Annotated in this window: 14 protein-coding genes and 2 pseudogenes; 9 read left to right on the top strand and 7 right to left on the bottom strand. The window is 63.2% G+C overall.

Annotation, left to right across the window (positions count from 1 at the left end; genetic code table 11):
- Positions 1-10 precede the first annotated feature (10 nt).
- Together AMC88_RS02930 and AMC88_RS02925 are read left to right on the top strand one after the other, a co-directional pair.
- Positions 11-568 (top strand): annotated as a pseudogene (locus tag AMC88_RS02930) (dihydrofolate reductase family protein).
- Between the two features lie 290 nt (positions 569-858).
- Positions 859-1,440 carry a transglycosylase SLT domain-containing protein gene (locus AMC88_RS02925; protein WP_010017588.1) on the top strand — a complete coding sequence of 194 codons (582 nt, stop codon included), beginning with the start codon at positions 859-861 and terminating at the stop codon, positions 1,438-1,440.
- Positions 1,441-1,493: 53 nt separating this feature from the next.
- On the opposite strand, the gene pdeM is transcribed toward AMC88_RS02925, so the two are convergent.
- From pdeM to AMC88_RS02910, 3 genes are all read right to left on the bottom strand, one after another.
- The gene (gene pdeM, locus AMC88_RS02920; protein WP_039751328.1) at positions 1,494-2,219 is read right to left on the bottom strand and encodes a ligase-associated DNA damage response endonuclease PdeM; all 726 of its coding nucleotides are present in this window, start codon (positions 2,217-2,219) and stop codon (positions 1,494-1,496) included.
- A gap of 25 nt (positions 2,220-2,244) precedes the next feature.
- Positions 2,245-4,755 carry a ligase-associated DNA damage response DEXH box helicase gene (locus AMC88_RS02915; protein WP_064824792.1) on the bottom strand — a complete coding sequence of 837 codons (2,511 nt, stop codon included), beginning with the start codon at positions 4,753-4,755 and terminating at the stop codon, positions 2,245-2,247.
- 111 nt (positions 4,756-4,866) lie between these two features.
- Positions 4,867-5,499, bottom strand: coding sequence for a YitT family protein (locus AMC88_RS02910; protein ID WP_012482583.1), 633 nt, complete (start codon positions 5,497-5,499; stop codon positions 4,867-4,869).
- A gap of 130 nt (positions 5,500-5,629) precedes the next feature.
- On the opposite strand from AMC88_RS02910, the gene AMC88_RS02905 reads away from it, so the two are divergent.
- From AMC88_RS02905 to AMC88_RS33505, 3 genes are all read left to right on the top strand, one after another.
- A complete protein-coding gene (locus tag AMC88_RS02905; protein ID WP_004672867.1) occupies positions 5,630-6,130 on the top strand; it encodes an RrF2 family transcriptional regulator in 501 nt (166 codons plus the stop codon).
- Between the two features lie 21 nt (positions 6,131-6,151).
- Complete coding sequence (locus tag AMC88_RS02900) at positions 6,152-6,613, top strand: carboxymuconolactone decarboxylase family protein (RefSeq protein ID WP_064824791.1); 462 nt, start codon at positions 6,152-6,154, stop codon at positions 6,611-6,613.
- A 444-nt stretch (positions 6,614-7,057) separates the two neighbouring features.
- Complete coding sequence (locus AMC88_RS33505) at positions 7,058-7,279, top strand: hypothetical protein (RefSeq protein ID WP_167355274.1); 222 nt, start codon at positions 7,058-7,060, stop codon at positions 7,277-7,279.
- A 101-nt stretch (positions 7,280-7,380) separates the two neighbouring features.
- On the opposite strand, the pseudogene AMC88_RS02895 reads toward AMC88_RS33505, so the two are convergent.
- Positions 7,381-8,016, bottom strand: a pseudogene (locus AMC88_RS02895) (YitT family protein).
- Positions 8,017-8,225: 209 nt separating this feature from the next.
- Entirely contained in the window at positions 8,226-9,158 is a 933-nt protein-coding gene (locus AMC88_RS02890) for a class I SAM-dependent DNA methyltransferase (protein WP_012482579.1), read from the bottom strand.
- A 194-nt stretch (positions 9,159-9,352) separates the two neighbouring features.
- Here AMC88_RS02890 and AMC88_RS02885 point away from each other — a divergent pair, with 194 nt between their 5' ends.
- From AMC88_RS02885 to AMC88_RS02875, 3 genes are read left to right on the top strand one after another with little or no spacing between them, the layout of a single operon-like run.
- Positions 9,353-9,619 (top strand): DUF6460 domain-containing protein, encoded by a 267-nt coding sequence (locus AMC88_RS02885; protein WP_004675818.1) that lies wholly within the window; start codon positions 9,353-9,355, stop codon positions 9,617-9,619.
- Position 9,620: 1 nt separating this feature from the next.
- Positions 9,621-10,118: a CAP domain-containing protein gene (locus tag AMC88_RS02880; protein WP_012482577.1), complete on the top strand. Its 498-nt coding sequence runs from the start codon at positions 9,621-9,623 to the stop codon at positions 10,116-10,118.
- Between the two features lie 28 nt (positions 10,119-10,146).
- Entirely contained in the window at positions 10,147-11,493 is a 1,347-nt protein-coding gene (locus tag AMC88_RS02875; RefSeq protein ID WP_012482576.1) for an MATE family efflux transporter, read from the top strand.
- Here AMC88_RS02875 and AMC88_RS02870 read toward each other — a convergent pair.
- Both AMC88_RS02870 and AMC88_RS02865 read right to left on the bottom strand, forming a co-directional pair.
- Positions 11,469-12,557, bottom strand: a complete 1,089-nt coding sequence (locus AMC88_RS02870; protein ID WP_012482575.1) for a quinone-dependent dihydroorotate dehydrogenase — start codon at positions 12,555-12,557, stop codon at positions 11,469-11,471. The two genes, AMC88_RS02875 and AMC88_RS02870, sit on opposite strands and share 25 nt — an antisense overlap.
- The gene (locus AMC88_RS02865; protein WP_012482574.1) at positions 12,554-12,907 is read right to left on the bottom strand and encodes a DUF952 domain-containing protein; all 354 of its coding nucleotides are present in this window, start codon (positions 12,905-12,907) and stop codon (positions 12,554-12,556) included. Before AMC88_RS02865 ends, AMC88_RS02870 begins: the two co-directional genes overlap by 4 nt.
- Positions 12,908-13,024: 117 nt before the next feature.
- On the opposite strand from AMC88_RS02865, the gene AMC88_RS02860 reads away from it, so the two are divergent.
- Complete coding sequence (locus AMC88_RS02860; protein ID WP_012482573.1) at positions 13,025-13,423, top strand: hypothetical protein; 399 nt, start codon at positions 13,025-13,027, stop codon at positions 13,421-13,423.
- Positions 13,424-13,509: the final 86 nt, after the last annotated feature.

The following is a 13,509-nucleotide window of genomic DNA, read 5'->3' as shown; positions in this document are numbered from 1 at the left end:
GAGGATGGAGATGAGAAAGCTTATCGTCTGGAACCTGATGACGCTCGACGGGTATTTCGAAGGTACGAAGCCGTGGGATATCGACTTCCACAATCTTGCCTGGGGACCCGAGCTCCAGCGCTAAGCCGAGCAGTTCGGCGAAGAAGGCGATCTCCTGGTTTTCGGTCGCAAGACCTATGAGGGCATGGCCTCCTACTGGCCGACCGCCGAAGGCGAAGGCAGGATCAAGGCCTATATGAACGGCATCGCCAAGATCGTCGTGTCCAGGACGATGACCGAGCCCGGCTGGAACAATGCCCGTATCGTCAGCGATCCGATCCCCGAATTGACGCGGCTGAAGCAAGAGGAAGGCAAGACGATCTTCATCTTCGGCAGTGCTGATCTTGCCGACAGCCTGCTGAAGGCCGGCCTCATCGATGAAATCAGGATCTGCGTGGTGCCCGTCATCCTCGGCGCCGGCAATCCGCTTTTCAAACCGGCTGCGGCCCAGGTGCCGCTGAAGCTCATTGAATCCTCGACGACGGCAAGCGGCGCGGCGATCCTGCGCTATGAACCGGTCAAGGTGTAGCGGCTGTGAGCCACGGCTGTGCGATGCCCGGGGAAAACCCCTTCCCGCAAGGGGAAGGGGCTATGCGCAGCACCGTCTCACGACAATCATCAACGCTTCTGCGGATGAGACGGTGAAAGGAATGACATCGGCGCGGCATTCAAGCCCTCCCCCTTGTGGGGAGGGATTTTCAGTCCGCGGAGCGCCCCCGGTCGGAGCCGGCAGCCCTCTCCAAAAAACTTCGTATTCGACTAAAAACCGGTTTTTAACATTTACGAGTTAGTAATCTCTCTGAAACGAGAGGTTTTGTTATGCGTACTCGTATCGTTCTGACCGTCGTGGGTCTGGCGCTGCTTGCCGGCTGCGCAACGGCGCCGAAGCAGACGAGGAACATCTGCGCCGTCTTCGACCAGCGCGAGGGGCTTTTCTCCAGCTGGCAGAGAGCGGCCGAGCGGACGGAAAAGAAATACGGCGTGCCCGTGCCGATCCTGATGGCGACGATGTATACCGAATCCGGCTTCCAGCCTTATGCCCGGCCGCCGCGTACCAAGCTGTTCGGCTTCATTCCCTGGACCCGGCCATCGACCGCCTATGGCTATTCGCAAGCACTCGACGGGACGTGGGATCACTATCAGTCGCAAACCGGGAACTGGGCGGCGCGGCGGACGAACTTCACCGACGCGATCGATTTCATCGGCTGGTATCACTATCAAAACAGCGTGGAAACAGGCATTCCGCTGAACGATGCCTATAATCTCTATCTCGCCTATTATTCCGGGCCGACAGGCTACAAGCGAGGCGACTGGCGCGCGAACGGGCAGTTGCAGCAGACCGCGCAGAAGTTCGCGCGGATGGCCGGGACGTATCAGCAGCAATTGCAGGGGTGTGATTGAGTAAAGGGTTGCAGAGGGGGCTGGCGCGGCACGCCCTATCCGAATAGCAATCGCTACCCCCGCAAATTCCCATACCGCACCGAATAAATCCGATCGCGCCCCAAGAGATGCGCCACCAGCGAGGATGTGTCGAACAGGCCTTTCATCGCCTGATGGCCGAGATCCAGCCCGCCGCTCATGACGCCGAAGGCCGGCATCAGCAGGCGGGCGCCGTCGGTGGCAAAACACGGGCGGCGGATCGATCTCTCGCGCCGGCGCACGGTCGCCGAAGGGTGCAGGTGGCCGGCAATTTCGCCGCTCTGCAGGCCATTTTTCGGCTCGTGGCGGAAGGTCAGGCCGGCATAATGCATCTCGTCGGCGCAGCTACCCGGCAGATCGACGACACCGTCGGGATCGTGGTTGCCGTTGATCCAGAGCCATTCGCGGCCGCGCGCCATGCCGACGATCAGCGCGCGAAAGTTTTCCGGCAGATGCGCAGAGCCGATGCGGTCGTGGAAATTGTCGCCGAGCGAGACGACGAGCTTCGGATCATAACGCGAGATGACGGCGGCCAGCACGGTCAGGGTCGCCAGCGTATCGTAGGGCGGCAGCATCATGCCGCGGCGGGCGAAAGCGGCACCTTTTTCCAGATGCAGATCGGAGACGATGAGCAGGCCGGCGTCCGGCAGATAGAGAGCGCCGAGCGGATCGCAGACGGCGGCGATGCCGTGGATCGATGTCTCGATGCCCGGCATAGTGGCCAATCCTGAAATGTCGCGCGCGAGCGCCAGGCGGTTCATCACGGTCGTTATTCCCAAACAGGTCTCAGGCCAGCGCCTCGGCGATCAGATCGTCGGCCGCTTCGGCGAGCAGCGCATCATGGGCCTCGCCCGGCACCGCTTCGCGTCCGATCTCCAGCATCACCGGCACGGCGAGCGGAGAAATATGGTCGAGCGGGCGATGGGTGATGTGGCCCCTGATTCGCATCAGCATATCGCCAAGTCGGCTTATATCCAAAAGTCCGGTCGCCGCATCCTGCCGCGTCGCCTGCAAGAGGATGTGATCCGGCTCGTGGCTGCGGAGCACGTCATAGATCAGATCGGCGGAGACGGTGATCTGGCGGCCGCTCTTTTCCTTGCCGGGATGGCGGCGTTCGATCAAGCCTGCAATCACGGCGCAATTGCGGAAGGTGCGCTTCAGCAGGAAGGATTCGTTGAGCCAGGCTTCGAGATCATCGCCCAGCATGTCGGCGTCGAAGAGGTCGGACAGACTGAGCCGGCCGTTGCCGATCATCAGGCCCATATCCTCCAGTCCCCAGATGGCGAGCGAATAATCGGTGGCGACGAAGCCGAGCGGCTTGGCGCCCGCCCGGTCCAGCCGGCGCGTCAGCAGCATGCCGAGCGTCTGATGGGCGAGACGGCCCTCGAAGGGATAGGCGACCATGTAACCGCGGCTGCCGCGCGGGAAGGTTTCGATCAGGAACTCGTCGCGCTTTGGCAGCATCGACTTGTCCGTCTGCAGCGACAGCCAGTCGCGCACCTGATCTGGCAGCTGGCGCCAGCGGTCGGGATCGGCGATCATCGCCCGCACCTGTTCGGCGAGATAAGTCGACAGCGGGAATTTGCCGCCGGCATAGGAGGGGATCTTCGCATCGAGCGAGAAGGCCTGCGAGGCCAGGCATTCGTTTTCGCGGATGCCCTCGAAGCGCAGCACCTTGCCGGAGAAAATGAAGGTATCGCCCGGCGACAATTGCTCGAGGAAATATTCCTCGACCTTGCCCAGCGTCGCGCCGCCGCGGCCGATCCGGCCGCCCTCGCCGCGCTTGACCATGCGGATGTTCAGCATCGGGCTTTCGACGATGGTGCCGAGGTTGAGGCGATATTGCTGGGCGACCGCGGGATTGGAAACGCGCCAGCGGCCTTCCTTGGTCTTGCGGATGCGGGCGTAACGTTCGTAGGTCCTGAGCGCATAACCGCCGGTCGCGACGAAATCGACGACGCGCTCGAAGGTCTCCCAGCTGAGATCGGCATAGGGTGAGGCGCTGGTGATCTCGTCGTAGAGTTCCAGCATGTCGAAGGGCTCGGCGCAGGCCATGCCGAGCACATGCTGGGCAAGCACGTCGAGCGCGCCGCGGCCGACGGGCGGCGTGTCCTGTGCGCCGATATAATTGGCGTCGAGTGCTGCCTGGCACTCCATGACCTCGAAGCGGTTGGCCGGCACGAGGATCGCCTTCGACGGCTCGTCCATTCGGTGGTTGGCGCGGCCGATGCGCTGAGCAAGACGGGATGCGCCCTTTGGCGCGCCGACATGGATGACCAGATCGACATCGCCCCAGTCGATGCCGAGATCGAGCGTCGAGGTGGCGACGACGGCGCGCAGCCGGTTTTCGACCATCGCCGCCTCGACCTTGCGGCGCTGGGCGACATCGAGCGAGCCGTGGTGAAGGGCAATCGGCAGGTTGTCGTCATTGATCGTCCAAAGCTCCTGGAACAGCATTTCGGCCTGGCTGCGGGTATTGACGAAGAGCAGCGTCGTCTGGTGGTCGAGCAGCTGTTTGTAGACGTCGGGAATGGCATATTTGGCGGAATGGCCGGCCCAGGGAATGCGCTCTTCGGTCGACAGTATCGAAATGTCAGGTTTGGCGCCGCCTTCGACGACGACGAGGCCGGCGTGATGCTCCCGGCCCTCCTGCTGGGCGACCAGCCATTTCTGCAGATCCATCGGCTCGGCGACGGTCGCCGACAAGCCGATGGTCTTGAGGCCTGGGGCAAGGCGGCGCAAGCGGGCAAGGCCGAGCGACAGCATATGGCCGCGCTTGGAGGTGACGAGCGAATGCAGCTCGTCGAGCACGACATATTTCAGATCCTTGAAGAAACGCTCGGCCTCGCGGTTGGCGAGAAGCAGCGCGACCTGCTCGGGCGTCGTCAGCAGAATATCCGGCGGATTGAGCTTCTGGCGCTGGCGCTTGGCATTCGGCGTATCGCCGGTGCGGTTTTCGACGGTGACCGGCAGGCCCATTTCCGCCACCGGCTTCATCAGGTTACGCTCGATGTCGATCGCCAGTGCCTTCAGCGGCGAGACATAGAGCGTGTGAATGCCGGTGAAGGCGGAGCCGGGCGGAATCTTGCCGCGACGGGCGAGATCGGTGAGCGACGGCAGGAAGCCGGCAAGCGTCTTGCCGGCGCCGGTCGGCGCAATCAGCAGCGTGCTTTCGCCAGCCTCGGCGCGGGCAAGCAGCTCCAGCTGATGGGCGCGCGGACGCCAGCCCTTTTCCGCAAACCAGCGGGTAAAGGCGGCAGGAAGCTGGGCGCTGGCTTCGGAATCGATCTGGTCCACGCCCTGAAGGTAGTGAAAGCTCAGGGAAATAGAAGGGCCGCCATCCGCTTACGCGCATGATGCCGAAAGTGCGAGCGGTTTTCGGGCGATATCATGCGCTGCTTGCCTGATTTAGACTGCGATATAGCGGTCCTTGCGGTGGTTGATGGCGAGCGTGAGGTTGAACACGATGGCGCCGAGCACGGAGCAGGCGATGATCGCGGGGCTGGCGACCAGGAAGGAGAGCGCCAGGATGAGACAGTCGAAGCCGAGCTGGACGAGGCCGGCGCGCCAGCCGAGACGATCCTGGATATAGAGGGCGAGGATGCCGATGCCGCCGAGGCTGGCGCGGTGGCGGAAGAGCGCCAGCATGCCGGCGCCGATGACGAGGCCGCCGAAGAGCGCACCGGCGATGGGATTGACGTGCCCAATACCGATGAAGCCGGGCACGAATTCGGACAGAACGGAGGTCAGCGCGATGGCGGCGAAGGTCTTGATGGTGAAGGCCGGCCCCATGCGGCGGAAGGCGAGATAATAGAAGGGCAGGTTCACGGCAAAGAAACAGAGGCCGAAGCTGAAACCGGTCGCGTAATGGGCGAGGAAGGCGAGACCAGCCGTGCCGCCGGCAAGCAGCCCGGCGCCGGAGAGCAGCGAGACGCCGAGCACGGCAAGCATGCTGCCGGCGACGATGCCTTGGGCGTCGTCGAACAGCGAGTGGCGGTCGGCGCTGGAGTTCAGAAGGCCTGTAAAGGCGTTGGCTGCCATGATGTTCCCCTGTCGTTTTTCCCGGTTCTATCCGCCGTCGCCATAAAGGCAAGCGGCAAGCAGCGAGGACAGCAGTTGACAGCCGGCATAATCATGGATATATTTTATCTACGATAAGGAGATCGGCTCCATGAAGATGAGCGACGGCGTCGAGCAAGCCATTCACAGCGTTGCAATGCTTTCCGGCCTCTCCGAAGGCGGCGTGCTGTCGGCCGCGGCGCTGGCGGAGTTCCATGGCGTGTCGACGAGCTATCTGTTGAAACATCTGCAGGCGCTGTCGGGCGCCGGCATCCTCGATACCGTGCCGGGACCGCGGGGCGGATATAAGCTGGCAAAGGCGGCGGAAGAGATTTCGCTGCTCGATATCCTGCTCGCCGTCGAAGGACCGGCGCCGGCGTTCCGCTGCGCCGAAATCCGCCAGCGCGGCCCGAACCCGGTCTCCGACCGCTTCTTCGCCAAGCCCTGCAATATCAGCGCGGCGATGCTGCGGGCCGAACGGGTCTATCGGGCGGAACTCGCCAAGACTAGCATTGCCGATCTCGGCATCGAATTGAATGCCCTCGACGATGGATCGATCGCAGCCCGAGGCTGCGCCTTCCTCGAAATCCACGAACGCAAGACGGCTCGCTGAGCCCTATCAAAGGAGAAAGACATGCAACCGCGTTTCAATTTCGCCAAAGCCGCCCCCGATGCCTACAAGGCCGTCGCCGCACTCGAACAATATGTCCAGACCTCTGGCCTGGAGCGCCGCTTCATCCACCTGATCAAGCTGCGCGCCTCGCAGATCAACGGCTGCGCCTATTGCGTCGACATGCATGTGAAGGAAGCCCGCCACGACGGGCTCAGCGAGCAATGGATCAACCTGATGTGCGTCTGGCGGGAATCGCCGCTCTATGACGCCCGCGAACGCGCCCTGCTCGGCTGGGTCGACGCCGTCACCAACATCGCCAAGACGGGCGCGCCGGATGCCGACTACGAAACGTTGAAGGCGCATTTCTCCGAAGAGGAGATGACGAAGATCACCGTGACGATCGGCGCCATCAATGTCTGGAACCGGCTCGCCGTCGGCTTCCGCTCGCAGCATCCGATCGATGCGGTGACAAAGGCGGCTTGAGGCCGATTCGATAGAGGTTTGAGTGGGGAGAGATCGCGGCATATCCTCTTCTCAGCTCGCTCCGAAGGAGGGTTAACACCCTTGGCAAACAGCGGACAGGCGGATGGGGACACGCGGCAGCGCGCTGAACCAGAAGAGTGACGTGTCATCCGCTTCGTCGACGGCGCGTTTGGCAAAACGGCCTCCCAATCTCCGTCATCCCAGGCCTTGAGCCTGGGATCCATGGCCCCGCTGGTGGGGGCGGCGTGGATCCTCGGGTCAAGCCCGAGGATGACTGAGTATGGGGTGATTTCTGAAGCAAGAACAGCGAGAAATCGGGGCGCGGCTGCGATTATGACGTGGGCTGCTCAGCCCCATCATCTGCCCCGCAGGCACCTTTGTCTGGACTGGGACGCAGCTCGCCCCAGGCAGCGGTTGCGTTAGACGGATGGAGGGCTTGGCGCAATGGAGACGGCAATCCCAACAACCGACCCGAAAATCTCGGGTCGGTTGAATATCCCGTTAATCGCGACCGGTCGTACCCCGTCCGGCAACGGCATCGGGCCCGGTGCCCGAGAGGTCGACACTGTTGAGCAGATCGCGGACGACCTTCGCGATTTCGTCTGCGGAAGCGCCCCTGGCGTATTCTTCCTGCATGCGGCGTCTCACAAGCTTTTCCAAATCTGACATAGTTCACCTCATCAAATCCGGCGCGGGAGGAAGTGTCGCGCCGGGACCGGTCGCAGGCAAGTTACGTTTTGTTTAGAGTGGCTTACGAATTTGTAATGTCACAGCGCGATGTAGCGGTCGGCGCGGTGGTTGATGGCGACGAAAAGGTTGAGGACGAGGGCGCCGAGGACGGAATAGAAGACCACCGGCGGCGTGGTGACGAAGACGGCGGCGGCGAGCACGCACAGATCGATGGCGAGCTGGACGAGGCCGGCGCGGATGCCGAAGCGCTCCTGCAGATAGACGCCGAGAATGCCGACGCCGCCGAGGCTGGCGCGATGGCGATAGAGGGCCAGCGCGCCGAAGCCGAGCAGCAGGCCGCCGAGAAGGGCGGCCTAGGCCGGATGGATGCTCGAAATCGAAAAGAGGCGCGACTGCAGATCTGCGATCGCCGAGGTCAGGCCGATGGCGATGAAGGTCTTCATCGTGAAAGCCATGCCGAGACGCTTCCACGAGAGATAGAAGAACGGCAGGTTGAGCAGGAAGAAGGCGAGGCCGAAATTGACGCCGAAAGCGTAGTGCAGAAGGAAGGCGACGCCGGCCGTGCTGCCGGTGAGCAGGCCGGCGCTGGCAAGCACGTAAAGGCCGAGCGCTGCGACGAGACTGCCGGAGAATATGCCCTGCACGTCTTCGATCGGCGAGTGACGGGTCGCGCTGGTATTCCAGACGCCGAGGGCATTGATGAGCTGTGTCATGTCGCCAATCTCCAATAGCGGACGTGTTCGCGAGCACGTCCGGAGACATCCGGACGCGGTGGATTTTTGAGTGTGAAATGAGCCGAGCGCTCGGCGTCTTATCGCCGCGCTCTCTTCGGATATCCCTGCAATATCAGGCTTTCCGGCGGCCGATCAAGCAAAATAGGTAAGTAATGCTGTCCTATTTAGAAATCGCAAGAAACATTCGCTCAGGCCGGCTTGCGCGTAAGGAACAGAATGCCGGCCACCGGTTTGCCGCCATCTTTGCGAATGACGGTTTTGACGATGTCGAGGATTTCGAAGCCGTGACGGGCAAGCAGCATCCTGACATAGGCTTCCGAATGGGCATAACGCAGCGACGGCGCGAGATGGAAGCTCTCGCCCTCCCCCGCATCCTCGACGGAAAAGGCGAGATCGGCGCCGGCGGCAGCGAGCTCGTCGATGATTTCAAAGACGCTTTCGAGATTGCCGAGATACATCAGCACGTCGGCTGCCGTCACCAGATCGGCGCGGCCGCGTGGCCGATCGGCAAAGAGGCCGGAAAGACCTGATGCAAGCGACAGGTCGGCCTGGGCGAGGTGATCGTAGACCACCTTCTCGGCCGCCTTGGCCAGCATGTTCTGCGAGAGGTCGAAACCTTCGAGACGGCCGACACGGCCATGGATTTCGGGGCCGAGCAGGCCGGTGCCGCAGCCGAGATCGACGGCGCATGCGTAATGCCTGCCAGTGGCAGAAACGAGGGCTGCAAGTTTCTGCGGCACGCTGTAATCGAGTTTTTCGATGAGCGCGGTTTCGAAACGGTCGGCATAATCGTCGAACAGGCGCTCGACATAGCGGCTCGGCGGCCGGTCGGGTGTGGCGGTATCGCCGAGAAGGGCAAGCTTGAGGGCCGAACCGAAAATATCTTCGGGATCGAGGGCAAGCGTCTTGCGATAGGCTTCGATCGCGGCTTCCGCCTTGCCCGCCTTTTCGCGATAGGTGGCGAGGCGATACCAGCCGGCAGCCCAGGCCGGTGCGAGTTCGAGCGCCTGCTCCATCAGCTCGGCGGCCGCCTCCGGCTCGCCGCCCTCTTCGAGCATTCGGGCATAATCGGCGCGGCGGTCGGCGATGACATCGCCGGAGGAAAGCTGGTGGGGCTGCATGAATAGACCTGTTGGCGCTTACGCATGTCGTCACCGCAAACCGCTGCACAGTTTGCACGACATGCGCCAGCCGGCATCTGGCGGCGGCCACAAAAAAACTCAAGTCCTATTTCACAGGCGAAGCGGCCAAGTCAGGAAAGGGCTTGCGGGCGGCGCGCCGCAACCTTATTCCAAGGGCAACCAGGAGATGGCGCATGTCCGATCAGGTGAACAGGTTCCTCGGCGATTCGCTCGGCCGCACATTGATAAAACTAATCGTCGTGTCGCTGATCGTCGGTTTCGTCATGACCGTCTTCGGCCTGACGCCGTGGAACATCATCTATGGGTTCCGCGACTTCATCCTGGAAATCTGGCACCGCGGTTTTTCAGCGCTCGGGCGCGTCGGCGACTATCTCCTCCTCGGAGCGACGATCGTCATTCCGCTCTTCCTCATCCTTCGCCTTTTCAGCTATCACCGGTAACATGACCTCCATCGATCTTTCCCGCCGCGGCCTGCTGCGTCTTTCCGGATTGGCACTCGCCGCCGGCATCGCCGGCTGCACCACCACGCCGCGCCTTGCCGGCACCCCTTCCAACGGCGAGGACGAGACGGCGAGCGTATTGCCGCTCGTCAACCAGCTGAGGGCCAAGAACGGCCTGCCGCCGCTTAGCCCCGATCCGGCGGCGCAGACGGCCGCTCTGTTCCAGGCCAAACGCATGGCGAGCGCCGGCAAGATGGCGCATCTCATGGGCATGACCGACAGTTTCGGCGACCGCGTCAAGGCGAGCGGCGTGCAGCTGCCGGCGGCGGAGAATATCGCTTCCGGCCAGCAGAGCGTCGATGCCGTGGTGACCGCCTGGATCAACTCGCCGCATCATCTGGAAAACATGCTGGGGCGTTATGACGGCCTCGGCGTCGCCGTCGCTCACAATTCATCTTCCAGGAACCTGCCCTATTGGGCGATGGTGCTGTCGAGCTGAGGCGATTCGGCCTCGATATGGGGCAAGCATGGATACGCGCAGCAACAGTCATTCCCTTGCCTTCGAGGTCACGCACCGGCTGGTGCTGTCGATCGCCATTCCCATGACACTCGGCTTCCTGACGACGCCGCTGCTCGGGCTGACGAGCACCGCCGTCGTCGGTCATATGGGAGACCCGGAAGCGCTGGCGGGGCTGGCGATCGGGGCAATGCTCTTCGATCTCATCCTCGGCAGTTTCAATTTCCTGCGGGCATCGACGACAGGACTGACGGCGCAGGCCTATGGCCGGCGGGACCAGCACGAACAGCAGGCGGTCTTTGCCAGGGCGCTGATCTCAGCGCTCGGCTGCGGGCTGGCGCTGCTCTGTCTTTCGCCCCTGCTCAGGGCGGCAGGATTGCGGCTGATGGGCGCGGAAGGGGCAATCGCCGAGGCGACCGCCACCTATTTCTCGATCCGCATCCTGGCGGCGCCGGCAGCGCTTGCCAATTACGCCATCCTCGGCTTCGTGCTCGGGCGCGGACAGGGCGGTGTCGGACTGCTGCTGCAGGCGCTGATCAACGGCATCAACATCCTGCTGTCGATCTATCTCGGCCTGTCGCTCGGCTGGGGCGTGGCCGGCGTCGCCTGGGGAACCTTGGCCGGCGAGGTGGCCGGCGCGCTCGCCGGGCTGTTCATCGTGCTCAGCGGCTTTGCCCGGGCGGAACGGCCGGCGTGGCCGGAAATCCTTTCGCGCCATCGGCTGGCCGAGCTTTTCGCCCTCAACCGCGACATTCTGATCCGCACCTTCGTGCTGATCGGCGCCTTCGCGATCATGACGCGGATCGGCACCGGCTTTGGCGCGGTGACGCTTGCCGCCAATGCCGTGCTGATGAATTTCTTCCTGTTATCGGGCTATTACCTCGACGGGCTTGCCAATGCCGCCGAACAGATCACCGGCCGGGCGGTCGGGGCGCACTATCGGCCGGCCTTCGACCGCGGGCTGAAGCTTACGACCCTCTGGTCCTTTGGCCTGGCGGCGATCGTCTCTGCCTTCTTCCTGCTCGCCGGGCCCTGGCTGATCTCGGTGCTGACGACCTCGCCGGAGGTGCGGCAGGCGGCAGGCGCCTACCTGCCCTGGGCGGCGGTGACGGGGCTCACCGGCGCGCTCGCCTTTCTGATGGACGGGGTGTTCATCGGCGCGACGTGGTCGGTCGACATGCGCAACCGGATGCTGATGTCCTTTGCCGGCTACCTCGCCATGCTCGGCGTCTTCGTGCCGCTGTTCGGCAATCACGGCCTGTGGCTGGCGATGAACGCCTTCCTGCTGTTCCGCGGCTTTTTCCTGGCGATGCTGGTCAAGCCGCGCGCCGATCAGACCTTCCGCGCCGCCCAGTAATCGAGCCTGCTGTCGCGCAGCTCGCGGATCGAGCCGGCCTTTTCGCGGTCGAGCAGACCGGAGAGGCCGCGAACGATATTGCCGGGCAGACCGGGGCCTTCATAGACCATGCAGGAATAGAGCTGGACGAGATCGGCACCCGCCCTGATCTTCTCCAGTGCGGTTTCGGCCGAAGAGACGCCGCCGACGCCGATGATCGGCAGCGCGGCACCGACGCGCTTGCGCATCCGGGCAAGCACGGCGGTCGACTTTTCGAACAGCGGCACGCCGGAGAGGCCCCCCGTCTCCTTGGCCTGGCGCTGATCTTTCAGGCCCTCGCGCGACAGCGTGGTGTTTGAGACGATCAGCCCATCCAGCGGATGCGCAAGCGCCTCGGCGGCGATATCGTCCATGCCCTCCTCGGTCAGATCGGGGGCGATCTTCAGAAAGACCGGGATCTTCCGGCCGGATCTCTCAGCCATCTCATCGCGCGCCGCCAGCACGGCCGACAGCAGCGCCGCAAGGCTTTCGCGCGCCTGCAGATCGCGCAGGCCGGGCGTATTCGGTGAGGAGATATTGGCGGTGAAATAGCGCGCGACGGAATAGAAACAGCGGATGCCGGCGACATAATCGGTGATGCGGTCCTCGCTGTCCTTGTTGGCGCCGATATTGACGCCGACAACGCCTTTGCCGGTCAGCGCCGAGAGCCGCTCGAAAGCAGCCTCATGGCCTTCATTGTTGAAACCGAGGCGATTGATGACGGCTTCATCCTCGACCAGGCGGAAGATGCGCGGACGCGGATTGCCGGATTGCGGCCTCGGCGTCACCGTGCCGATCTCGGTGAAGCCGAAGCCGAGCCTCAGCAGCGCCTCCGGCACTTCGGCATTCTTGTCGTAGCCCGCCGCCATGCCGAGCGGGTTTTCGAAGGTAAGGCCGGCGACGGTTTGGCGAAGGCGCGGATCCGGGGTGATCTGGCAGGCGGGCACCAGCCCGGATTTCAGCGCCGCGATCGACATGCCGTGCGCCGTTTCCGGATCGAACAGGAAGAGGCCCTTGCGGGCGAGACGCTTGAAGGGATCGATCATGGCTGCAGCTCCGGGAATATATGGGCGCCGGTCTCGTCGAGCGGCAATGGCACCTCCCAGAGCACGGCCGCTAGCGGCAGATCGGCATAGAGATGCGGGAACAGATCGCCGCCGCGCGAGGATTCGAAGATCAGCTTGTCACCGAGGCGGCCGCCATCGACGGCAACCAGCATCAGGCCGGACTGGCCGGCAAAATGCAGGGCAGCGGTCTGCTTGACCTGGTCAGCCGTCGAAAAATGGATGAAGCCGTCCTTGAGATCGATGCCGGCGCCATGAAAAACACCGCTTTGTCTGGCTTGCTGCCAGAGCGTTTCCGTCACGATCTTGTAAAGGGTCGGTGTCAGGGTCATCATGGCCTCGCGATTGCTGGTCCTCGATCACCAGCGCTTTGCCGGAAAGAGGCGGCAATGTCCACGCCCGGCGCTTAAAAACAGGACCCGCACAAGCAGAATCCGGAGGATGAGACGATGAAGATTTTGGCTCTCACACTTGGCGCTGTTCTCCTGCCGCTGGCGGCCGTGGCGGCCGAGGCCGATGCGGGCCGCTTCCAGCTGGAAAAGAGCGGCGATCATTTCGTCCGGCTCGACCGCCAGACCGGCGCCATGTCGATCTGCCAGGACAAGGACGGCGCCCTCGTCTGCCGCATGGCCGCCGACGAGCGGGCGGCCTATGAGGACGAACTCGACCGGCTTTCGCAGCGGGTAACGAAGCTCGAACAGCAGGGCCTCGTGCAGCGGGCGCTGCCGAGCGATGCCGAGATCGACCGCTCGATCAGCATCATGGAGAAGATGATGAAGAGTTTCATGGGGATGGTGAGGGAGTTCCAGGCCGAGGAAAAGGCCAATCCCCTTCCGCAGAAGACCTGATCTGATATAGTCATATCAGCAGGCATGCATGAAGCGCGGTGGGGACGGCGCCACATGCAGCATGATCGGGCTCTTGGGAGGGAGTT

The organism is Rhizobium phaseoli, from assembly GCF_001664385.1.
GTDB lineage: Bacteria > Pseudomonadota > Alphaproteobacteria > Rhizobiales > Rhizobiaceae > Rhizobium > Rhizobium phaseoli.
Note: the sequence above shows the minus strand (reverse complement) of the source record. Positions and strands in the feature narration are given on the sequence as shown.

Bases quoted from the DNA above. Each gene is read 5' to 3' on its own strand.
- pdeM (WP_039751328.1), bottom strand. From the start codon at position 2,219: ATGAACCGCCTGGCGCTCGCGCGCGACATTTCAGGATTGGCCACTATG.
- AMC88_RS02890 (WP_012482579.1), bottom strand. From the start codon at position 9,158: ATGCAGCCCCACCAGCTTTCCTCCGGCGATGTCATCGCCGACCGCCGC.
- AMC88_RS02900 (WP_064824791.1), top strand. From the start codon at position 6,152: ATGCAACCGCGTTTCAATTTCGCCAAAGCCGCCCCCGATGCCTACAAG.
- AMC88_RS02875 (WP_012482576.1), top strand. From the start codon at position 10,147: ATGGATACGCGCAGCAACAGTCATTCCCTTGCCTTCGAGGTCACGCAC.
- AMC88_RS33505 (WP_167355274.1), top strand. From the start codon at position 7,058: ATGGAGACGGCAATCCCAACAACCGACCCGAAAATCTCGGGTCGGTTG.
- AMC88_RS02870 (WP_012482575.1), bottom strand. From the start codon at position 12,557: ATGATCGATCCCTTCAAGCGTCTCGCCCGCAAGGGCCTCTTCCTGTTC.
- AMC88_RS02880 (WP_012482577.1), top strand. From the start codon at position 9,621: ATGACCTCCATCGATCTTTCCCGCCGCGGCCTGCTGCGTCTTTCCGGA.
- AMC88_RS02925 (WP_010017588.1), top strand. From the start codon at position 859: ATGCGTACTCGTATCGTTCTGACCGTCGTGGGTCTGGCGCTGCTTGCC.
- AMC88_RS02865 (WP_012482574.1), bottom strand. From the start codon at position 12,907: ATGACCCTGACACCGACCCTTTACAAGATCGTGACGGAAACGCTCTGG.
- AMC88_RS02905 (WP_004672867.1), top strand. From the start codon at position 5,630: ATGAAGATGAGCGACGGCGTCGAGCAAGCCATTCACAGCGTTGCAATG.
- AMC88_RS02910 (WP_012482583.1), bottom strand. From the start codon at position 5,499: ATGGCAGCCAACGCCTTTACAGGCCTTCTGAACTCCAGCGCCGACCGC.
- AMC88_RS02860 (WP_012482573.1), top strand. From the start codon at position 13,025: ATGAAGATTTTGGCTCTCACACTTGGCGCTGTTCTCCTGCCGCTGGCG.
- AMC88_RS02885 (WP_004675818.1), top strand. From the start codon at position 9,353: ATGTCCGATCAGGTGAACAGGTTCCTCGGCGATTCGCTCGGCCGCACA.